Here is a 20,227-nt window from a genome sequence, read left to right on the forward strand (position 1 = left end):
CCGCGATGGTGACGACCGAGCGCCGGACGCTGCCCGGCGCCGACCCGCTGACCACCTACCTCGCGCTCGCCGAACGGTTCGGCGAGGAGGACGTTTTTCTGCTCGAGTCCCCGTCCGGCCCGGAGACCGACCGCCGCCACGCGGTGGTCGGTTTCGGCGTGCTGCTGACTCTCTCGGTGTACGGGGACGACGTGCGCCTCACCGGCGTCCCCGCCGTGGTCGAGGCCGTGCGGTCCCGGATCTCGCTGCCCTTCTGCGACCTGTGGGAGCTGCTGCGCGAGGCGCAGAGCACGTTCCCGCCGACGCCTGACTTCGGCTTCCTGTCGTTCTTCGGCTACGACACCGCGCACCACGTCGAGCGGCTGCCCCGGACCATCCCCTGCGACCACGACGAACCGGACGTGTGCCTGGTGCTTCACCAAGGGCGCGTCCGGTTCGACCTCGCCACCGGCGAGGCGGAGCTGCTCGTGCACCACAGCGATCTCTGGCCCGACCTGGACCCGGACGCGGTGCTGGACGCTCTGAGCGTTGTTCCCGAGGCGCCGGAGACGGCACTTCCGCCCGCGGTGTGCGTCGACGAGACGGACGAGCCGGCCTTCCGCCGCAACGTGCGCCGGGCGCTGGACCACATCGCGATCGGCGACATCTACCAGGTGCAGATCGGGCACGAGCTCCGCATCACCAGTCCGCTCGCACCGATCGACGCCTACCGGCGGCTGCGCGAGCGCAACCCGTCCCCGTACATGTACCTGGCGCACTTCGCCGGGCACACGGTGATCGGCGCGAGCCCGGAGCTGTTCGTGCGCTACGCCGACGGTGTGGCCACCATGCGCCCGATCGCGGGCACGATCCCGCTGGACGCCGGCCCGGAGGCGGCGGCCCGGCTGCGCGCCGACCCCAAGGAGATCGCCGAGCACGTCATGCTGGTCGACCTGTGCCGCAACGACATCGGCCGGGTCTGCGACCGCGGCACGCTGGACGTGCCGGACATGCTCGTCGTCGACCGCTACTCCCACGTGGCACACCTGGTGTCCACAGTGACCGGCCGAGTGTCCGATGTGGACGCTTACGAGGTGGTGCGCGCGCTGTTCCCGTCCGGGACCATGACGGGTGCGCCGAAGATCCGCGCAATGGAGATCATCGAGTCGATCGAGACGAGCCGCCGCGGCCTCTATGCGGGCGCGCTCGGCCTCATCGACTTCGACGGGACGCTCAACCTCGCGCTGTGCATCCGCAGCCTCACCCACGCCGGGACCACCTATCGCACCAGGGCGTCCGCCGGCGTGGTGGCGGACTCCGATCCCGGCAAGGAGTGGCGGGAGACCCTGGCCAAGATGAGCGCCGCCTACTGGGCGGTCACCGGAAAGGAGCTCGCCTCGTGAGGACGCTCGTCGTCGACGCCTACGACAGCTTCGTGCACATCATCCGGCAGTACCTCGACTCCGTGGACGCGGGACCGGTCGTGATCCGCTCGAACGAGCTGGCGCACGCCGACGTGGCAGCGCTGCGGCCGGACCTCATCGTGCTCGGTCCCGGCCCCGGCCACCCCGCGGCCTCTGGCCACGTCGAGCTGGTGCACCGGTTCGCCGACTCGACGCCGATGCTGGGCGTGTGCCTCGGCCACCAGGCCATCGGGCTCGCGCACGGTGCCGACGTGCGGCCGGCGACCCACCTCGTGCACGGCAAGACCAGTCCGGTGCGGCACGACGGGCGCGGCGTGTTCCGCGGCCTGCCCAGCCCGTTCGAGGCCACCCGGTACCACTCGCTGATCGTCGTCGAGAACACCGTGCCGGACGTGCTGGAGATGACGGCCCGGTCCGAGGACGACGGCTACGTCATGGGACTGCGGCACCGCACCCTGCCGCTCGAGTCGGTGCAGTTCCACCCGGAGAGCATCACCACCGGCCACGGGCTGCGGCTCTTCGCCAACTTCGTCAGAACGTGGGCGGCGGCGAAGACCGCATGAGAGAAGGGCGGCTCCCCCGGAGCCGCCCTTCTCTCGTCTCAGCGCACGCGCACCGGCATGTGCTTGGTACCGAGCATGAAGTTGGACCGCAGCCGCTCGATCGGCCCGTCCAGCTCGAACCGGATCCCGCGGTCGCGCAGCAGCTCGAACAGGATGGTGATCTCCTGCCGCGCCACGGTCTGCCCGATGCAACGGTGGTTGCCGACACCGAACGCGATGTGGTGGTTGGGCGTGCGGGTGACGTCGAAGCGGTCGGCCGAAGCGAACACGTCCTCGTCGCGGTTCGCCGACGCGTTCCACAGGGTCAGCTTGTCGCCCTTGGTGATCGCGACGCCGCGGATCGCGGTGTCGCGGGTGGCGGTCCGCTGCACGTAGGCGTTGGTGGAGGTCCAGCGCAGGATCTCGTCCAACGCGGTCGGCAGGACCGTCGGGTCGGCGTAGAACCGGTCCGCCTGGTCGGGGAACTCGGCGAAGGCCGCCACGCCCGCGCACGCGGTGTACGGGGTGGTCTCGTTGCCGCCCACGACGACGTTGAGGCAGTTGTAGAGGATCTCCGCGTCGGACATCGGACGGCCGTTGACGCACGAGTTCAGCAGCATGCTGACCAGGTCGTCGCCCGACCCGCCCCGGCGTTCGTCCGCCAGGTCGCCTAGGAAGTCGAAGATCTCGACCTGCGCGCTGACCAGCGCCAGCTCACCGTCCCGGAGATCATCGCGGTACTCGCCGTCCTCGGAGCCGATCATGTTGCGGGTCAGCGCGAGCAGGTGGTGGGCGTCCTCCGTGGACAGTCCGAACATCGCCGCGAGCACGCCGGCCGGCAGCTCCGGTGCGACGTCGACCGCGAAGTCGCCGCCGCCGGCCGCCACGATCCCGTCGAGGGCGCGGGTCGCGTACCGGCGCACGCTCTCGCCGATCACCTCGAGCATCCTGGCGGCGAAGCCCTGCTTGACCTGCTGGCGCAGCAGGCGGTGCTCTGGCGGGTCGGCGCAGATCAGCATCTGGCCGGTGGCGCTGTCCTGGGCGCTGCCGAACGAGCCGCCCATCACGGTGCCCTGCTCGGAGCTGAACGTCGACGGGTCCAGGTACACGTCGTGGATGTCGGCGTACCTCGTCAACGACCAGAAGCCGCCGTCGGCCGACGGGTTCCAGTGCACCGGCTCGTTGTGCCGCAGGTAGGCCCACACCTCGTGCGGGTCGCCGTGCACGAACAGGTCGGTGTCGGTGAGATCGATGGTCCTGGCGGTGGTCACGACACCATCGCCCCCTCCCTCGTCCGGTCCACCAGCTCCGCCAGCTCGCCCAGCACGCTGTGCTCGAAGACCGCGCGCGGCCGCAGCGTCACCTTGAGCTCCTTGCGCACCAACGAGCGCAGCCGGACTGCCAGCAACGAGTGCCCGCCCAGCACGAAGAAATCGTCGTTCACGCCCACGTGCTCCACGATCAGCAGGCGCTCCCACAATTCGGCCAGATACCGCTCGGTCTCGGTGCGCGGGGCGACGTGGTCCGGCCGCTGCCGCAGCCGGCTCGACGCCGTGTGGCCGAGGTCGTCCCAGTCGCGCTTGCCGTGCGCGTCGGTCGGCATGGCGGGCAGCACGATGAACTCGCTCGGCACCAGGAAGTCCGCGACGCGGCGGTTCAGGTCGGCTCGCAACTCCTTGAGCGACAACGACTCCACCGCGGGCACGAGGAACGCGACGAGCCGCTTCTCCCCCGGCTCACCGGTCGCGATCACGGCCGCCTCGCGAACGTCCGGGTTGGCGCACAGCGCACGCTCCACCTCACCGGGCTCGACCCGGTAGCCGCGGATCTTGACCTGGGTGTCGAACCGGCCCAGGTACTCGAGCACACCGTCGTTCCAGCGCACCCGGTCGCCGGTCCGGTACATCGCGCCGCCGTCGGCCGCGAACGGGTCCGGCACGAACCGTTCCGCGGTCAGGTCGGGCCGGTTCAGGTAGCCCCGGCTCACCCCCGCGCCACCCACCCACAGCTCACCGGGCTCGCCATGTGGCACGGGCTTGAAGTCGGGGTCGAGCACGTACAGGTGGTAGCCCTCCAGCGCGCGGCCGATCGGCACGCTCTCCAGGTCCTCCGGCACCTCGGTGACCTCGAACACGGTGCACGCGGTCGTTGTCTCGGCCGGGCCGTACAGGTTGAAGAGCCGCCCGCCGAACTTGCTCGCGAGCAGGTCGCGGCACGTCGACGGCAGCAGGACGTCACCACCGGAGTGCAGCACGCGCAGCGGCGCGAACGAGTCGCGGTCCACCTTCACCGCGTGGTTGATCGCGATGGCCGGCGCCAGCATCACGGTGATCCTGCGGCGCTTGAGCTCACGCTGGATGTCGCCGTCGAGCAGCTCCGGAATCGACGGCAGCACCACGAGCTCGGCGCCCGCGGCCAGCGTGCACCAGATCTCGAAGTTGGCGGGGTCGAACGAGATGCTCGCGACCTGCGCGGTGCGGTCCTCCGGACTCATCTCGGGCAACGCCGGGTTCAGCGCGAACGCCACCATCTGCCGGTGCTCCAGCACGATCGCCTTCGGCTGGCCGGTCGACCCCGAGGTGTAGAGGACACACGCGGCGTCAGACGGCTCGGGACCGGGCAGCGGTCCGGGTGACTCCACTTTGGGCGACTCCACAGGCTCACTGCGCCAGTGCAGCACCTCGACGTCCGGCAGCCCGGCCGCGAGGTCCGGCTCGGTGATCACCAGCCGCACCTCGCCCGCGGTGATCATGTGATCACGCCGGCCGCCCTCGTAGCGCGTGTCGATCGGGAGATACGCGGCACCGGCCTTGAGCACGCCGAGCACGGCCACGACGACGTCCACGCCGCGGTACAGGTGCACCGCGACCCGGTCCTCCCGTCCGACGCCGATCTCGGCGAGCCGGTGCGCCAGCGCGTCCGAGCGGGCGTCCAGCTCGGCGTAGCTGAGCTGGAGTTCGTCGTCGGCGACCGCGGACTTGCCGGAGTGGTCCCGCACACTGCGCGCGAACAGTTCCACGAGCGTCTTGCTGGTCACGATTTCCGCCTCATTCCTTGAAGTCCCGTGCGATGACGTCGCGAAGCTCCGCCGGCGCGCTGAGGAAGTCGAAGAAGTCGCCCTTCAGCACGTGCTGCGTCACGTCGCCGTACTCGGTCCACTCGCCCATGTCGCCGGCGGGCACGATCGTGTCGTCCGCCCACCCGATCGTCGTGATCGGACACTTGAGCGGCCGGGCGGGCGGCGCGTGCTCGAAGCACATCTCGATGTCCTTGCGCAGCACCATGACCGACAGCTCCAGCAGCTCCGGCAACGGTTCGGGCCCGCCGAGCCGCTTCGTGATCGCCCGCAGCTCCTCGGCCAGGTGCTCGTCGGACATGTCGGGGTGGAACGGCTTGGACACCCCGAGATACGGCACGTACGACGACGACACGAACAACCGCTGCGGTTTGTGGTCGAGCCGATCCGCGACGGCGTGCGCGAGCAACGCGCCCATGCAGTGCCCGAAGAACGCGAACGGCCGGTCCAGGTACGGCGCGAGCGCCCGCGCGGCGTCATCGGCGAACGCGTCGAAGCCGGTGTACGCGGGCTCCCGCATCCGGTTCTCCCTGCCGGGCAGCTGCACCGGGCACACCTCGACGTCGCCGATGCGACCGGGCCAGTCGCGGAACGTCGACGCACCCGCCCCGGCGAACGGGAAGCAGAACAGCCGTTTCGCGGCGTCCGCGTCGGGTTCCAGCAGCAACCAGCGTCCCATCGATCACTCCGTTCCGGTCTCGTCACCGGGGCGCATGTCGCGCCACAGCTCGGTCACCTGGTTCAGGCACGCCTGCCTGGTGCCGGAGAAGCCGGTCGGCCGCCATCCCCCGGGCACGGCGAGATCAGTGGGCCAGATGCTGTACCGGCCCTCTTCGTTCACCACGACCCGGAAGAACCGGCCGCAGTCGGCCCGTGCCATGTGACCTCCCGAACCTGCCTGGCGGCCGAAGTTAGGAGGCGGGGGTTAGGCAGGGGTTATGAGGGCGCGGCGGACGGCGGTGCGTAACCCATGTCTAACCAGGGGTTCGTAGCGTCCGGAGTGACAGACCTGCGTTAGTGCTCGGGATGGTCCATGACAGAACGCGCTGACGCCTGCAGGGCCCTGGTGTCGAAGACCCCCGTCGACACCAGGGCCCGTTCCAACGCGATCAGCCAGTACTCGTAGTACCGGTAGGGCGCTTCGGGATCCCGCTCGGCGATCGCCTTCACCAATTCGGCGCGGAAGTCGTCCCACACCAGCGCCCCGGACTCGGCCAGCGCGACGGCGAGCCCGAAAGCACGGCTCTCCCAAGGGGATTCGAACAGCAGCTCGCCGTTGCTGCGAGGTACGTCCGCGGGAAGCTCGGCCGGCGCGGTCACAGCACCGCCACCCCCACCATCGACTCGCGCGTCACGACGCCCGCCAGTCGTTCCTCGTCCCAGTCCTCGGTGCCAGCAGGCCGTTGCGGCACGGTGAAATACCGCATCTCCGCACTGGAGTCCTGAACGCGGATCTCGACGTCCTCGCCGAGCGGCAACCCGAAGTCCTCGGCCAGCACGCGACGTGGCTCGGCGACCATGCGGGCCCGATATTCGGGGCTCTTGTACCAGTTGGGTGGAATGCCGAGGACCGGCCACGGATAACACGAACACAAAGTGCACACGACGACGTTGTGCACGGAATCGGTGTTCTCGACGGCGACGAGCTGCTCGCCCTGCAGGCCGCCGATGCCGAGTTCGCCGCACGCGGCCGTGGCGTCGCTCAGCAGGCGTTCCTTGAACCCGGGATCCACCCACGCCCGCGCGACGACCTTCGCCCCCAGCAACGGCCCGATCTCGGACTCGTAGACCTCGACGATCTGGTCCACCGTGTCCGCGCCGATCAGCCCGCGTTCGACGAGCAGAGACTCCAGGGCCTTGACCCGTGCGCGCAGCTCGGCTTCGTCCGACACGATGCCTCCCCCGGTTCAGTCGGCCGGCTCGAGGTAGCTCTCCCAGACGTCCACCAGCACCTCGTGGTCCCCTTTACCCCACACGTCCCGCGCGCTAAACCCCACGTTGTAGGTGTTTTCCGGGTTCTCGCCCTCGTGGTGCGCGTTGGTGTCCGGGAGCACGAACGCACCGTCGACACGCCGCACAACCCCCACATGGCCGCGCACGTACGCGGGCAGCCGCGTGTGGCCGGGTTTCGCGTCCCGGACAGCGCGAACCCGTGACCCCACCGCAAATCGCGGCGGGGCGGCAGGCCGCTCCAGCGAGGCACCGAACTCGAGGGTGTCGCGGAACAGCTCGAACAGCTCGGGCCGATCCTTGCCGCGCACCTCGCGGCCGGGTTCGTCCAGGAACTCCGCCACGCGCTCGCGCACCGCGGCGGCGTCCAGCACGCCCAGCTCGGTCAGGTTGGTCTCCAGCGCCACCAGCCACTGCTCGAAGTAGCCGGTGGAGCGGTATTCCTCCACGGGCATGCGTTCACGGGCATGCCGGTTCTCGTCGCGGTTGTACAGGCTGATCGTCGAGGTGGCCATCGTCAGACCGAACACCTTGCGTTCCCAGTCGGACGAGAACAGCGGATCGTCCGGGTCGAACCGCACGGGCCCGAAGCCCGGCGCCCCGCCCAGGTCGTGTGGACCGTCCATGTCCCCCATCGTGGCAGCCGCCGGTTACGCGGTCAGGCCGATCCGGTCGGCCTCGGCCAGCCACACGTCCTGGGGCCAGGTGAAACCCTCGGTGAACGCGTCCAGGAGCGCCCGCAGCAACGGGTGTTCCTTGCCCTTGGGCCACACCAGCGACCACGGATAGACCGGCGTCGGGTCGGTCAGGTAGACCACGGCCGCGCGGGACGTGGGCGGCAGCTGCATCCGGCCGCCCACCAGCGTCGCCACCTCCGGGCGGGAGGCGATGTCGTCCACCAGGTAGTCCAGGCTGAGCGACGGGCCGGAGAAGTCCACGCGAAGATGCCACGCCTCGGCGAACTGCTTGAGGTAGGCGGCCCACTCCGCCACAGCACCGCCGATCGGCGCCCAGAGCGGAACCTCGCGCAGGGACGCCAGACCCACCGAGTCGGCGGCGGCGAGCGGGTGGTCACGGCTCACCAGCAGCGCCAGGGGTTCCAGCAGCACCAGGCGATGCGCCAGCTCGGCGACCTCCCGCGGCGCCAGCGAGTGCACGCGACCGAACGCCGCGTCGGCCTCGCCGCTGCGCAGCGCGGACAGCGCGTTCGGCAGGCCGTGGCGCATGCTCACCTCGATCGGGAGGTTCTCCAGCCTGCGCATGGCGTGCCGGACGAGCTGCATGGGCGCCAGGCGTTCGTCGAGCACGTCGACGCGCACGGTCTGCCTGGTCTCCTTGATGGACGCGACCGCGGCGTCGGCGGCGGCCAGCGCGTCGATCGCGTACGGGAGGAACCGTTCACCTGCCGGGGTGAGCTCGACCTTCTGGGTGGACCGGTCGAAAAGTCGTGCCGAGAGCGAATCCTCCAGTTTGCTCACTCGCTTGGAAAGAGCTTGCTGGCTCACGTACAGGCGCTCCGCAGCGCGTCCGAAGTGCAGTTCTTCTGCGGCCGTCACGAATGCCCGTACCTGTGCCATGTCGAGTTCCACTAGCCCATCTTGGGTAACAACCGTTGGTTGTCAAGCCAGGCGTGGTTGTTGTTGGACCGGGGAACCCTGCAAGCGGTTTCCTGGGATAGACCCGTTTTCGACTGTTCCACGGGAGTTCAAATGTCCACTGTGGAGAATCGTAGCCGCGAGAGGGTGACAGCCCCCGAGGCGAATCCTCGCCGGTGGCAAGCGTTGGCCGTGCTGGCGCTGGTGCAGTTCATGATCGTCATCGACAACACGATCGTGAACATCGCCCTGCCGTCCATTCGGAACGACCTGGGGACCTCGCAGGCGGGTCTCGCCTGGGTGGTCAACGGTTACCTGCTCACCGCCGGCGGCCTGCTGCTGCTCGGCGGGCGGTTCGCCGACCTGCTGGGCCGCAAGAGGATTTTCGTCATCGGCACCTCCGTGTTCGCGTTCGCCTCGCTGACCAGCGGTGCGGCGTGGAACTCCGAAGTGCTGATCGCCAGCCGCTTCCTGCAGGGTGTCGGTGAGGCGCTCGCGTCGCCCGCGGCGCTGGCGCTGATCGTGCTGATGTTCACCACGCCCGGCGAGCGCGCCAAGGCGCTCGGCATCTGGGGTGGCCTGGCCGGCATCGGCGCGACCGTCGGTGTCCTGCTGTCCGGTGTGCTCGTCGACCTGGCCAACTGGCGCTGGGTGTTCTTCATCAACATCCCGATCGCGATCATCGCACTGGTGCTGTGCGCCAAGCTGGTGCAGGACGCGCCCGCCCAGGGCGTGCGCCGCAAGCTCGACGTTACCGGCGGCCTGCTGGTGACCGGTGGCCTCATCCTGGTCGTGAACGGCCTGCTGCGCGCCGCCGAGCATCCTTGGGGCAGCTTCGGCGTGTGGGGTTCGATCGTCGCCGGTGTCGTCCTGCTCGGACTCTTCGTCCTGGTCGAGGCTCGTTCCGACGACCCGATGATGCCGCTGCGGTTCTTCGCGAACCGGACGCGCGTGTCGGCCAACGTCACGACGATCCTGCTGACCAGCGCGATGGCCGCGATGTTCTTCCTCGTCACGCTGTACGTCCAGCAGGTGCTGGGTTATTCGCCGTTGCAGTCCGGTCTGGCCTACATCCCGTTCTGCATCGCGTTCATCCCCGGCATGGTGCTGTCCACTCAACTGGTGACGCGCTTCGGCCCGAAGACGGCCATCATCGTCGGCTTCGTCGTGTCGGCGGCCGGCATGCTGCTGCTCGCCCGCATCGACGCGCACGGCTCGTTCTGGGGCCAGCTGGTGCCGGCGACCGCGGTGCTCGCGTTCGGTCTCGCCATCGGCCTGCCCGCGCTGCAGAACGCCGCGCTGCACGAACTGTCCGATGAGGACGCCGGACTGGGTTCGGGTGTGCAGACCTCGGTGCAGCAGCTGGGTAGCGCGCTCGGCCTCGCGGTGCTGACGACGATCGCGCTGAACCACGCCGCGAACGCCGTGACCACCGGTGTCGTGCAGAACGAGGCGACCGTGTCCGGTTACCGGCTCGCGTTCGTGGTGGCGGCCGTCGTGCTCGCCGTCGGAGCCGGCCTGGTGGCCGCGTTCATGCAGAAGGTGACGGTGCCGGAGAACGCCGCTGCGGTCCCGGTCTGATCCGCCCGACAACGAGAAGGCCCGGCGGCTGCCGGGCCTTCTCGCTTGTCGTCATGCGGCGGAACGGTACATGGCGGCTATGTCGTCGACCGTGGCCTCGAACCGCCAGTTGGCCCGGACGGGCCTGTAGTGCAGGGCGTCGGCAGCGAGCTGGTCTGCGTCGCCGGCCGGGAAGTCCCGCTCCACGCCGAGCCGGTCGAGGAACGCGGTGAGCCCGCACGCGAGGTCGGGCGTGCCGAAGCACTCGGCCAGCTCGGCGTCACGCTGTTCCTGCGCGTGCCGGCTGGCCCGCAGCACCGCGGGTGCCACCGTCACGTTGGCGATCCCGTGCGGGATGCCGTACCGCTGGGTGAGCGGATACCCGAGCGCGTGGACGAGGCCGGCGTTGGCCTGTGCCATCGCGAGGTTCGCCTGCAGGCATCCCGCGCTCAGCTCGACCCGGTCCGGCGTGAGCAACGAAGAGACGATCCGCCGAACTCCGGGCAGAGCAAGGGCATCGCTGAATGGCGTCGCCGCACGTGCGAGATAAGCCTCGGCACCATGCATCAACGCATCCAGCGCACACGCGAGCGTGGCCGGGTACGGCAACGTCACCGCCAGATCCGGATCGATGACGACCGCGCGGGGAACCAGTGGGGCACCGCTCACCGCGTGCCTGCGGTCCCCGTCGGTCACGACGGCGTGCGACGACACCTCGCCGCCACTGCCCGGTGTGGTCGGCACGGCCACGAGGGGCATGGCCGGGCCCCGCACCTGGTCGAGGCCGTACAGGGACTCCAGGGGCCCCTCAGCGCCGAACAGGGCCACTGCCGCCTTGGCCACGTCGATGACGCTGCCACCACCGACGGCGATCACCCCGTCGTGTCCTGGCAACGCGTCCCGGCACGCGGCAACCTCGGTCGCGCACGCCGATCCGGTGACGTACACGGAACGCGGAACGTCCAGTGCGTCCAGCACCCGGTCCACAACGCGAGCGGCGAGCACACCGTGGTCGGTGACCACGAGTGCCGCCGCACCACCGCATTCCCGCACAACGTCGGGGATCTGCGTGGTGACTCCGCGCCGAACCGCACACTGGGCGGCAGGCGCAGTCTCATCGCACCCGACCTCCCGAGACGGCGAGCGAGGACACGGCCGCAGCCGGCCGGACGAACCCGCTGACCGCCCAGTCCAGCGCGGTCAGGACGTCGAAGATCGGCACGGGCGAGTTCGCCCGCACGTCTCGAGCACAGCGGGCAGCATCGTGCACTCGCACACGATCGCGCCCAGCGAAGGCTCGCGCGCGAGCATGTCCTCGACGACCGAGAGCAGGTCCCGGCGCATCTGCTCGCGCAGCGCCGGCGTGACCTCCTTGGTCTCCAGGAACTCGAGCCACGACGGGTGCTTCCCGACCCCGCCGAGCACGACCGGGATGTCGGCCGAGCTCCAGCCGCTGGCGCGGAAGTTGCGCTCCCCCACCGCCTCGGTGAAGAACGTGAGCACCCCGATCGGCCGGCCACCCACCAGCTTCGAGACGGCGGGGACCAGCGCGAGGCTCGACGTCACGACGGGCACGGTCACCGCGGCGCTGAGCTCGTCCTGCAGCAACGCGATGAGCCCGCAGTTCGCGGTGATCACGGTGGCGCCCTTGGCCTCCAGCTCACGCGCCGCCTCGACGTACAGCGGCAGCATCGCCTCGGCCTCCTCCTGGCTGCGCGGGGTGCGCGAGCCGCGGACGACGTGCCGGATCACCGGATAGCCGAACGTCTCCGCCGACGCCATGCACCCAGGCACGTCGGCCATCTTGCCCTCCAGCATGAGGATTCCTAGGACACCCATGCCCGCACCCGCCTCTCGATGCCCGCCGCGTCCAGCTCGAACCGGCGCAGCTGCTCGGCGTAGTCGCCGATCTCCTTGACGAACGCGTCCGGCAGCCCGATCCGGCACAGCGGCACCGGCGCGTGCTCGGCGAGCACCTCGGCGACCGCGCTGCCCAGGCCGCCGATCGCCGAGTGTTCCTCGACGGTGACCACCCGGCCGGTGCGCGACGCGCTGCGCACCAGCAGTTCGCGGTCGATCGGCTTGATCGTCGGCATGTCGACGACCTCGACGTCGCCGAGCCGCTCGGCGGCCATCAGCACCTCGGGCACGATCGTCACGCCGCACGTCACGATGGTGAGACGATCACCCTGGCGCAGCACGCGCCCACGCCCGACCTCGAACGGCTCGTGCGCGTCGTAGACCTGAGGACCCGGTTCGACGCCGAGCCTCAGGTACACCGCCGCGTTGTGCGCGAACGCCGCGCGGGTCGCGTCGTACGCCTGCACCGCGTCGGCCGGCGCGATCACCGTGAGGTTCGGCAACGCGCGCGCCACCGCCAAGTCCTCGATGGCGTGGTGCGTTGGACCGGAGAAGCCGGCCGCGATGCCGGTGAACATGCCGGCGATCACCACCGGCGCGCGGTGGTAGCAGATGTCGAGCCGCACCTGTTCGGCCGCGCGCATCAACGCGAACGTGCCGAACGTGTTGAGGAACGGGCGTTTCCCGCTCATCGCCAGGCCGGCCGCGGCGCCGGTCGCGCTCGCCTCGGCGATGCCGAAGTCGAGGAACCGGTCCGGCATGGACTCGCGGAACTTGAGCCCCCAGCAGTCGCCGAGGTCCGCTTCGACCGACACGACGCGCGGATCCTCCAGCGCGAGATCGAGCTGCGCCATCCGGCACGCTTCGAACGCCGTCGTCGTCGCGGGATCGAACCGCAGTCCCTCACGGAGATCGGCCAGTGCCGTCATCGCGCACCTCCGTCGGTTCCCTGCGCGGCCAGCTCCCGCAGTGCCTGTTGCTTCAGATCAGCCGAAAGGTGGCCGTAGTGCCAGGTGTTGGTGTTCTCCGAGAACGACAACCCCTTGCCCTTCACCGTCTTCGCGATGATCGCGGTCGGCCGGTTCCAGGTGAGCGGCACCTCGTGCAGGACGTTCGACAGCTCGCCCACGTCGTGGCCGTCGACCTCGACGGTCGCCCAGCCGAAGGCCCTCCACTTGTCCGCCAACGGTTCCAGCGCCATGATCTCCTCGGTCGGACCGTCCTCCTGGATGCCGTTGCGGTCGACGATCACCACGAGGTTGTCGAGCCGGTAGTGCGCGGCCGCCATCGCGGCTCCCACACCGAGCCCTCCTGGCACTCACCGTCGCCGACGATCACGAACACCCGGCAGGGCGACCCGTCGGCCTGGGCGGCCATCGCGAGGCCGACGCCGACCGGAAGGCCGTGGCCGAGCGAGCCGGTGGCCAGTTCGACACCGGGTACGCCGGTGTGAGGGTGGCCCGCGAGCCTGCTGCCGGTCTTCTTGTAGGTGTCCAGTTCGGACACCGGGAAGAAGCCCGCCTCGGCGAGCGCGGCGTAGTACGCGGCGCTGGAGTGGCCCTTGCTGAAGATGAGCCGGTCCCTGCCGGGCATGGCGGGGTCGGCCGGGTCGACGCGCAGCACGCCGTCGAAGTAAAGGGTGGTCAGTATTTCCACGACCGACATCGAGCCGCCGACGTGTGCGCCGGGCGAGTCGGCCGCCAGGTGCACGACGTGCCTGCGCAGCGTGCGTGCCCTCTCGGCGAGGTCGTTCACCATAGCGGGTTCCTCCCGTGTGCACCGGCCGCCCGCAGCAGGGACCGGTTGATCTTCGAAGTGGGTGTCATCGGCAGCCGGTCCACCACGTGAACGTGGTTCGGCACTTTGAACGACGCCAGGCGCGTGCGGCACCAGGTCCGCACGTCCGCGGCCTCCAGTCGCACGCCGGGCAGCGGCACGACGAACGCGGCGACGTCCTCGTCGGACTCCTCGCCCGGCACGCCGACCACGGCGCCCAGCAGCACGTCCGGGTGCTCGCCGAGCGCCTCCTCGACCTCGGCCGGGTCGACGTTCTCGCCGCGCCTGCGGATCACGTCGGTGCGCCGCGCGGCGAAGTACACGTGCGCCTGGTGGTCCATCCAGCCCAGGTCGCCGGTCCGCAGCCAGGACGACGCGAACGCGGCGCGGGTCCGTCCTGGGTCGCGGTGATAGCCCTTCATCAGGCCGGGTCCGCGCACCTGGATCTCCCCGACCTCACCGACAGGGGCGTCCACCCGCACCTCGGCGGGCGGCAGCGGCGTACCCATCGACCCCGGCCGCGGCGCGCCCGGATCACCGCACAGCACTGTGTTCGTCTCGCTCATCCCGTAGCCCTCGACGACCGTCGTGCCGAACCGCTCGGTGAACGCGCGCGCCACGTCGGGCCGCGCGCCGCCGCCGTAGACCAGGCGCAGCCCGTGGTTCGCCGGCTGCACAGGACTGCGCAGGATGAGCGTGAGCATCTCGCCGAGGTGGCGGAACACCGTTGCGCGGAATTGCGCGACCTGGTCCCAGAACCCCGACGCGCTGAACTTCGGCACCACGCCGATGGACGCGCCCGCCTGCAGCGCGCTCACCGCGAACGACTGGCCGGCCATGTGGAACAACGGCAGGCACGCCAGCAGGCGGTCGTCCTGGTCGAGTCCGAGCCGGTGCACGAACGCCGGAGCGGGCGCGGTGTACGACGTGTGGCTGAGCACGCAGCCCTTGGGCGCCCCGGTCGTGCCGGACGTGTAGAGCACGGTGACCGGGTCGTCGGGCTCGACGCGCACGTCCGGCGCGGCCGGCGCTGTCACGTCGAGTTCCTCTGGCCTGATCGTGCGCCAGGGCACTGGACGATCCGTGACGACCAGTACCGCGCCGGAGTGCGCGAGCAGCGGTGCCAGCTCGGCGTCGCGCAACGCGGGGTTCAGCGGCACGAGCACCGCTCGGAGCTTCGCGACCGCGAGCCACAGCGTGAGCAGGACCGGCGAGTTCGGCAACACCGCCGCCACCGCGTCTCCCCTGCCCACGCCCAGATCGCGCAGCACGTGCGCGCATCCGTTGACCCGCGCCGCATAGTCCACATAGGACACTTCAGGACCGAGCAGCACCGGCCGGTCGCCGAACCGGCCGACCGCCTCGTCGAACAACGCTCCCAGCGTCATAACGCGCCCCGGCGCAACACGTAGGTCGGTGGTGCGCCCCGCTCGTGCACCCGCAACCCGACGGCGCGGTAGCCGCGGCCGAGGTAACCGCCGAGCAGTTCCCGGCTCGTGTGCCGCCAGGAGATCGCGAGCTCCCGGTCGTGGGAGCTGATGGCGTAGACGTCCCACGGCACCTTGAGCAGCACGGTGTGGTCGTCGCACTCGGTCGTGGCCCAGGCGGGCACCGGCAGCCCGGCGCGGGAGAAGCGGATGTCGTTGACCGGCGTGCCGCCGCCGTGGTCTCGCTGGCGTGGCACGTGCGGCACGTGCCAGGCGACGAGCAGCCGGTCGGTCTCGAGGCCCGCGTTGAGGCCGAGCCCGACGCCGTACGCGTTGACCACGTAGTCGACCCCGACGGCGCCGAGCTTGTTCAGGTTGAACAGCACGTTGCGCCCGGAGAGCGGGTCGAACGTCCACGTGATCAGCCGGAACCCGTGCTGGGCCGCGAGCTGCGCCTGGTACTGCTTGAGCCGGAAGCCGAGGCCGAGGTTCTGGTACTCGGGCGCGACCGCGGCGAGCACCGAGCACTGCTTGACCTCGCCGTGCGACGTGACGCCGGGGAACGAGAACACGAACCCGGCGAGATCGCGGTCCGCGGTGAACGCGCCGAGCACGAACCCGCCGTTCTCCTGTGCGGTCACCATGTCCAGCAACGGCACGCGTGCGATGTCCTCCTCGCCCCAGATGCGGCGCTGCAGTTCCTCGCACGCGGTGTACTCGAGGTGGCCGTGGACGCGGCGCAGCACGATCGTCCGGTCGCCGATGGTGATCGTCTCCACCTCGGTGGCACTCGGTGTGATCGTCATGTCAGCTCCGCGAGTTCGAGGCCGGCCAACGCGTCCACGACCCGGCCGAGCCGTGCGAGGCCGTCGGTGAGCAGGTCGACCGGCCGGGCGTAGGAGATCCGGATGTGGCCCGGGGCGCCGAAGACGTCGCCCGGCATGAGCAGCAGCCGTTCCCGGTCGAGCAGCTCGGTGCAGAGCTGCCACGACGAGGTCGCCGGCAGATCCACGCGGCAGAACGCGTACGGCGTGCCCTGCGGTTCGAGCGGCTGCAGCTGGGGGTGTCCGGTCGCCCACTCCCGGAACACCCGCCAGCCGTCGGTGAGCCGCTGCTCGTACTCGGCGAGGTAGGTCTCGCGGCGCCGCAGCACCGCCAGGCCGAGATCCTCGAGCAGTGGCGAGTTGCTGATCGTGGTGTAGCGGCGGTAGTTCACGCACTTCTCGACCACGTCGGACGGGCCGACGAGCCAGCCGAGCCGCAGTCCGGGGAACCCGTACACCTTGGACAGCGAGCTGACCGAGCACGATCCGGGCACGTGCTGCACGACGCTGCGACCGAAGTCGGTGAGGTACTCCTCGTCGTTGACCACCAACGTGTTCGTCGCGCTCAGCGGTTCCCACTGCGCGTCGCAGAACGTCAGCCCGGTCGGGTTGTGCGGGCTGTTGAGCACGACCATGCGAGTGCCCCGGCCGACCGCGGCCGCGGTCCGTGCGCCCGCCGTCCGCGTCGCCGTTGGTCAGGTCGTAGTCGACGGTCTTCGTGGTCGCGCCGAACCGGGCGGGCAGGTCGAGGGTCTGCTGCCAGCCGGGGCTGCGGGCGACGACCTCGTCGCCGGGTTCGAGCAGCGCCGCGTAGAGCAGGTAGAGCGCTTCCTGCGCGCCGTGCGTGATCAGCACGTTCTCCGGGGCGCACGCGGTAGAGCGCGGCGACCGCCTCGCGGAGTTTCCCGGCGCCGCGGTCGACGTCGTAGCCGGCCTTCGTGGTCATCTCCGCGAGCAGCGGCTCGACGCTGTGCGCCTCCATGCCGCTGACCGCGAGGTCGACCTCGTACCGGCCGGCCGCCACGTCGAACAGCCACTCCTGCGACCGGTAAGCGGGGACGGACATCTGGGGACCTCCTTCAGGCACGGGACCGCAGGCGCCGCAACGCGGCCGCGACCTCGTCGTCGGACATGCTCTCCACGGTCTCGGCGAGATCGGGCTCGTCGGGCTCGGTGCCGGGCGTCTCCTCGATCACCTTCGCCAGCGACGCGACCGTGCTGGCCTGGAAGAGCTCCAGGACGGTGAGGCGGGAACCCAGCTGATCGTTGATGTCGGCCACCAGCTCGGTGGCGAGGAACGAATGCCCGCCCAGTCCGAAGAAGTCGTCGTCACGGCCGACGCGCTCGACATCGAGCCTCGCCGCCCACAGCTCGGTGAGCCGCTCCTCCAACGGCGACACGGCGCCGGTGCTTCGGCGGACCTGCTCGGGGATGTCCTCCTCCGGCTCCCAGCGGGGCAGCTCCGGCGCGGGCAGCTCGTCGAGCTTCTGCTCGGGGTGCCGCACCGCCGAGGCGAGAATCTCCTGGTACGCCTGGCAGATCAGCTCGGCACTCGCCCGTTCGATCCAGTCGGCGTTGTACTCGAACCGGGCGCTCAGTCCCTCCAGCTTCTCGTCGAGCACCAGCTCGAAGTCGAACCGCACGGTGTCGTTCGACATGCCATCGCACCGCATCCGCACATCTGGGCCGAACGGCGTCTCGCTGCGCGTCATCGGCGTGCCGGCGTAGCTGAAGATGGTCTGCGCGATCGGGTTGGACTGCCCGTCGCGGGCCGGCCGCACCTCCTCCACGAGCTTGCCGAACGGCAGGTCCGCGTGCTTGAGCGCGTCGAACGTGACGTCGCGGACCCGGTCGACCAGGTCCCCGAACGACGGGTTCTCCCGCAGCGAGGTGCGCAGCACCACGGTGTTGGTGAGCGAACCCGCGACCCGTTCGAACTCGGGCCGGTCGCGTCCGGCGAGCGGTGCGGTGACGGCGATGTCGTCCCGGCCGCTCAGCCGCATCAGCAGCACCTGGTAGGTGGCGAGCAGCACCATGAACGGCGACGAGGCGCGCTTCTTGGCCAGTTTGTCGATCAGGGCCCCGGTGGACGGGTCGACCCGGAACGTGATCGTCCGACCGTCGAGTCCCGGCCGCTTGGGGTGGTCGTAGGACAGGCCGAGCCCGGCGTACCCCCGCACCTGTTCGCGCCAGTAGCCGAGCAGCTCGCCGATGCGTTCGGCGGTGAGCTCCTGGCGCTGCCAGGCCGCGAAGTCGCCGAACTGGACCGGGTTCTCGCCGAGCTGCGCCGGTTTGCCCGTGACCCGTGCCGTGTAGCACTTCGCGAGCTCGTCGACGACCACGCCGATCGATCCGCCGTCGGCGATCGCGTGCGAGGCGACCCAGACGAGCACGTGCCGCCGCTCCGCGAGCTTCTGCAGCTCCGCGGTCCACAGTGGACCCTGTTCGAGGTCGAACACCGTGCGCGCCAGCTCGAACGCCCGGCGCTCGGCCAGCGCGTCCGGTTCCTCGTACCCGCTGAGGTCCCGCTCGGGGAGTTCTCGCTCCTGGTGGCGGTGAACGATCTGCCGCAAGCCGTCCTGGGTGGCCGCGAGGGTTGTCCGCAGCACGTCGTGCCGCTCGATCACGTCGTTGAAGGCACCGGTGAGCGCGTCGACGTCGAGAGGCCCGTCCAGGGCGAAGCGGAACGGGACGTTGTAGTTCGGCACACCTGGTGCCAGCCTGCTCAGGAACCACAGCTGTTCCTGGGCGAACGACGCGGGGATCGGCCCGCCGGGGTCGACGCGCGGGACCCGGCTCTCCCGTTCGGGTGCGCCCTGTCGAGCACGGGCGACCAGTCGCGCTCGCTGCTCGGGGGTGAGCCGGGCGAGCCTGGCGACGGAATCGTTCACGGTTCCTCCTCGGCCGGTGTGTCGCTCAGTTGCCGCGAAACTAGCCGCGCGGAGTTAGGAACCGGTTATGGCACAAGAGATTCCGCGCCGAACAACACCCGCACCGCTGTCTGCGCGCTGGTCCGGTCCGTTGTGGACCGCAGTGCGGTGAAGGCTTCGTCGAAGTCACCCGCCTCCAGCGCGTGCAGGAGCTTCCTGTCCGGTGCGCCGGGTTCCTTCCTGGCGACGTTCCTGATGAGGGACTCGACCTGTTGCGGGTTGCGCACGGGGATGTCCGTGACGATTCGCGGGGTGGCTGCACGGCCCAGCTCGGCCAGCGCCACGCGAGCCCACAGCAGGTCCTTCGAGATCGCGTCGGCCGTGGTGATCACCGTGGTCCGCGGGTCGGCCATCAGGGCCGCGAGCAGCTCAGGATTCGGGTGCCGTTTGGTCAGGTGCGGCAGTGCCGTCTGCTCGGCGTGGCCGTGGGCGACCAGTTCATCGAGGTAATCCCGCGCGGCCTGGTCGAACGGTTGTCCCGTGCGGGTCACCCCACGTTTGACCACCGGTGGTCGCGGCCAGGTTTCCGGGTCGCAGGACGGTGGCCGGTCGGCCAGGGCGAAGCGGATCGGCAGGCCCGTCCTGCGGGCGAAGTCCAGGTCCACCTCGGAGTGGGCCGGATTGACCACCACCGCGCCGGTGCCGAAGTCGGGACGGACCCAGCCGGCGGTCCAGACGCCGATCAGATCGCCGGTCAGCGGATGGCGGGCGTAACGGCCGGTGAAGCCCTCCTCGGTCGCGAGCGGGTGACCGGGGTGGACCGCGATGGCGCACGCGCCGGGCAACGGAGACCAGTCGGTGATGAAGGTGTCGACGGTGCCGCCGTCCTCCAGCGGGAATCTGATGATGGCGCCCGGGATGCGACGGATCGCCTTGCGGTGCTTGGCATCCACCTTCTCGCCCCACGACGGCCCCGACAGTGCGGCGTCGAGCGCGCGGGGCGTGGGAACGAAGTCTTCTCCCGGCAGCGGCCCGGACACCACGGCGGGAGATGATGTCCCGAAGAACGCCTCACGCCGGCGGTGCGCCTCCGCCAGTGCGGTCATCCGGTTCCGCAGCGTCTCGTCGGCAGGCGCGCCGACGATGATGACGGCCATTGCTCTCCCTTCCTGTGCCGTCATGGGCACCTCACGGACACTCGACGTCCGTGAGGTGCCCATAACGGCACTCCGGTCAACCGGCGGTGCGTGCCGCCGCGCTCGGCAAGCGACTCGTGCTCCACAAGCGGCCCGGCATCCCGGTCAGCCCGCGGCGCGCGCCGCCACAGTCCGCAGATCACTCGTG

20 protein-coding genes and 1 pseudogene are annotated in these 20,227 nt (G+C 70.2%); 3 read left to right on the plus strand and 18 right to left on the minus strand.

From position 1 onward, the window contains the following. Window positions 1–5 precede the first annotated feature (5 nt). Both FXN61_RS12495 and FXN61_RS12500 read left to right on the plus strand, forming a co-directional pair. Window positions 6–1,382: an anthranilate synthase component I family protein gene (locus FXN61_RS12495; protein WP_167973428.1), complete on the plus strand. Its 1,377-nt coding sequence runs from the start codon at window positions 6–8 to the stop codon at window positions 1,380–1,382. Beyond that, window positions 1,379–1,966, plus strand: a complete 588-nt coding sequence (locus FXN61_RS12500; RefSeq protein ID WP_167973430.1) for an anthranilate synthase component II — start codon at window positions 1,379–1,381, stop codon at window positions 1,964–1,966. The genes FXN61_RS12495 and FXN61_RS12500 overlap by 4 nt, the downstream gene beginning before the upstream one ends. Window positions 1,967–2,004: 38 nt before the next feature. Here FXN61_RS12500 and FXN61_RS55250 read toward each other — a convergent pair whose 3' ends face one another. The 8 genes from FXN61_RS55250 to FXN61_RS12540 all read right to left on the minus strand — a co-directional run bounded on the left by FXN61_RS55250 (window position 2,005) and on the right by FXN61_RS12540 (window position 8,548). Continuing rightward, window positions 2,005–3,216 (minus strand): cytochrome P450, encoded by a 1,212-nt coding sequence (locus tag FXN61_RS55250; RefSeq protein WP_167973432.1) that lies wholly within the window; start codon window positions 3,214–3,216, stop codon window positions 2,005–2,007. Continuing rightward, window positions 3,213–4,982 (minus strand): non-ribosomal peptide synthetase, encoded by a 1,770-nt coding sequence (locus tag FXN61_RS12510; RefSeq protein ID WP_167973434.1) that lies wholly within the window; start codon window positions 4,980–4,982, stop codon window positions 3,213–3,215. The genes FXN61_RS55250 and FXN61_RS12510 overlap by 4 nt, the downstream gene beginning before the upstream one ends. A 10-nt stretch (window positions 4,983–4,992) precedes the next feature. After that, window positions 4,993–5,700: a thioesterase II family protein gene (locus FXN61_RS12515; protein ID WP_167973436.1), complete on the minus strand. Its 708-nt coding sequence runs from the start codon at window positions 5,698–5,700 to the stop codon at window positions 4,993–4,995. A 3-nt stretch (window positions 5,701–5,703) separates the two neighbouring features. Next, a complete protein-coding gene (locus tag FXN61_RS12520) occupies window positions 5,704–5,901 on the minus strand; it encodes an MbtH family protein (protein ID WP_167973438.1) in 198 nt (65 codons plus the stop codon). A gap of 134 nt (window positions 5,902–6,035) precedes the next feature. Then, on the minus strand, window positions 6,036–6,341 hold the full coding sequence (locus FXN61_RS12525; protein ID WP_167973440.1) for a nitrile hydratase accessory protein: 306 nt from the start codon (window positions 6,339–6,341) through the stop codon (window positions 6,036–6,038). After that, window positions 6,338–6,916, minus strand: coding sequence for a nitrile hydratase subunit alpha (gene nthA, locus FXN61_RS12530; protein WP_167973475.1), 579 nt, complete (start codon window positions 6,914–6,916; stop codon window positions 6,338–6,340). Before nthA ends, FXN61_RS12525 begins: the two co-directional genes overlap by 4 nt. A 12-nt stretch (window positions 6,917–6,928) precedes the next feature. Next, a complete protein-coding gene (gene nthB / locus FXN61_RS12535; protein ID WP_167973442.1) occupies window positions 6,929–7,597 on the minus strand; it encodes a nitrile hydratase subunit beta in 669 nt (222 codons plus the stop codon). Window positions 7,598–7,621: 24 nt separating this feature from the next. Beyond that, window positions 7,622–8,548, minus strand: coding sequence for a LysR family transcriptional regulator (locus FXN61_RS12540; RefSeq protein WP_167973444.1), 927 nt, complete (start codon window positions 8,546–8,548; stop codon window positions 7,622–7,624). 165 nt (window positions 8,549–8,713) lie between these two features. On the opposite strand from FXN61_RS12540, the gene FXN61_RS12545 reads away from it, so the two are divergent. Beyond that, window positions 8,714–10,147, plus strand: coding sequence for an MFS transporter (locus tag FXN61_RS12545; RefSeq protein ID WP_223165410.1), 1,434 nt, complete (start codon window positions 8,714–8,716; stop codon window positions 10,145–10,147). Window positions 10,148–10,198: 51 nt separating this feature from the next. On the opposite strand, the gene FXN61_RS12550 is transcribed toward FXN61_RS12545, so the two are convergent. The 10 genes and pseudogenes from FXN61_RS12550 to FXN61_RS12600 all read right to left on the minus strand — a co-directional run bounded on the left by FXN61_RS12550 (window position 10,199) and on the right by FXN61_RS12600 (window position 20,040). Continuing rightward, window positions 10,199–11,287 (minus strand): iron-containing alcohol dehydrogenase family protein, encoded by a 1,089-nt coding sequence (locus tag FXN61_RS12550; protein ID WP_246291375.1) that lies wholly within the window; start codon window positions 11,285–11,287, stop codon window positions 10,199–10,201. A 39-nt stretch (window positions 11,288–11,326) separates the two neighbouring features. After that, complete coding sequence (locus FXN61_RS12555) at window positions 11,327–11,965, minus strand: aspartate/glutamate racemase family protein (RefSeq protein WP_167973450.1); 639 nt, start codon at window positions 11,963–11,965, stop codon at window positions 11,327–11,329. Continuing rightward, a complete protein-coding gene (locus FXN61_RS12560) occupies window positions 11,953–12,915 on the minus strand; it encodes a transketolase family protein (RefSeq protein ID WP_167973452.1) in 963 nt (320 codons plus the stop codon). Before FXN61_RS12560 ends, FXN61_RS12555 begins: the two co-directional genes overlap by 13 nt. Further along, window positions 12,912–13,744 (minus strand): annotated as a pseudogene (locus FXN61_RS56270) (transketolase). The gene FXN61_RS12560 and the pseudogene FXN61_RS56270 overlap by 4 nt, the downstream one beginning before the upstream one ends. Then, on the minus strand, window positions 13,738–15,150 hold the full coding sequence (locus FXN61_RS12575) for a class I adenylate-forming enzyme family protein (protein ID WP_167973458.1): 1,413 nt from the start codon (window positions 15,148–15,150) through the stop codon (window positions 13,738–13,740). The pseudogene FXN61_RS56270 and the gene FXN61_RS12575 overlap by 7 nt, the downstream one beginning before the upstream one ends. Continuing rightward, on the minus strand, window positions 15,147–15,995 hold the full coding sequence (locus tag FXN61_RS12580) for a GNAT family N-acetyltransferase (RefSeq protein ID WP_167973460.1): 849 nt from the start codon (window positions 15,993–15,995) through the stop codon (window positions 15,147–15,149). Before FXN61_RS12580 ends, FXN61_RS12575 begins: the two co-directional genes overlap by 4 nt. Next, the gene (locus FXN61_RS12585; RefSeq protein ID WP_167973462.1) at window positions 15,992–16,648 is read right to left on the minus strand and encodes a pyridoxal phosphate-dependent aminotransferase; all 657 of its coding nucleotides are present in this window, start codon (window positions 16,646–16,648) and stop codon (window positions 15,992–15,994) included. Before FXN61_RS12585 ends, FXN61_RS12580 begins: the two co-directional genes overlap by 4 nt. Further along, a complete protein-coding gene (locus FXN61_RS12590) occupies window positions 16,609–17,079 on the minus strand; it encodes a hypothetical protein (RefSeq protein ID WP_167973464.1) in 471 nt (156 codons plus the stop codon). Before FXN61_RS12590 ends, FXN61_RS12585 begins: the two co-directional genes overlap by 40 nt. 13 nt (window positions 17,080–17,092) lie before the next feature. Then, window positions 17,093–18,904, minus strand: coding sequence for a condensation domain-containing protein (locus tag FXN61_RS12595; protein ID WP_167973466.1), 1,812 nt, complete (start codon window positions 18,902–18,904; stop codon window positions 17,093–17,095). Window positions 18,905–18,969: 65 nt separating this feature from the next. Then, complete coding sequence (locus tag FXN61_RS12600; protein ID WP_167973468.1) at window positions 18,970–20,040, minus strand: hypothetical protein; 1,071 nt, start codon at window positions 20,038–20,040, stop codon at window positions 18,970–18,972. Window positions 20,041–20,227: the final 187 nt, after the last annotated feature.

The sequence above is a fragment of the Lentzea indica genome, assembly GCF_012184385.1.
Classification (GTDB): Bacteria; Actinomycetota; Actinomycetes; order Mycobacteriales; family Pseudonocardiaceae; genus Lentzea; species Lentzea indica.

Bases quoted from the DNA above. Each gene is read 5' to 3' on its own strand.
- FXN61_RS12495 (WP_167973428.1), top strand. From the start codon at position 6: ATGGTGACGACCGAGCGCCGGACGCTGCCCGGCGCCGACCCGCTGACC.
- FXN61_RS12515 (WP_167973436.1), bottom strand. From the start codon at position 5,700: ATGGGACGCTGGTTGCTGCTGGAACCCGACGCGGACGCCGCGAAACGG.
- FXN61_RS12520 (WP_167973438.1), bottom strand. From the start codon at position 5,901: ATGGCACGGGCCGACTGCGGCCGGTTCTTCCGGGTCGTGGTGAACGAA.
- nthB (WP_167973442.1), bottom strand. From the start codon at position 7,597: ATGGACGGTCCACACGACCTGGGCGGGGCGCCGGGCTTCGGGCCCGTG.
- FXN61_RS12540 (WP_167973444.1), bottom strand. From the start codon at position 8,548: ATGGCACAGGTACGGGCATTCGTGACGGCCGCAGAAGAACTGCACTTC.
- FXN61_RS12555 (WP_167973450.1), bottom strand. From the start codon at position 11,965: ATGGGTGTCCTAGGAATCCTCATGCTGGAGGGCAAGATGGCCGACGTG.
- FXN61_RS12560 (WP_167973452.1), bottom strand. From the start codon at position 12,915: ATGACGGCACTGGCCGATCTCCGTGAGGGACTGCGGTTCGATCCCGCG.
- FXN61_RS12575 (WP_167973458.1), bottom strand. From the start codon at position 15,150: ATGACGCTGGGAGCGTTGTTCGACGAGGCGGTCGGCCGGTTCGGCGAC.
- FXN61_RS12580 (WP_167973460.1), bottom strand. From the start codon at position 15,995: ATGACGATCACACCGAGTGCCACCGAGGTGGAGACGATCACCATCGGC.
- FXN61_RS12585 (WP_167973462.1), bottom strand. From the start codon at position 16,648: ATGGTCGTGCTCAACAGCCCGCACAACCCGACCGGGCTGACGTTCTGC.
- FXN61_RS12590 (WP_167973464.1), bottom strand. From the start codon at position 17,079: ATGTCCGTCCCCGCTTACCGGTCGCAGGAGTGGCTGTTCGACGTGGCG.
- FXN61_RS12600 (WP_167973468.1), bottom strand. From the start codon at position 20,040: ATGGCCGTCATCATCGTCGGCGCGCCTGCCGACGAGACGCTGCGGAAC.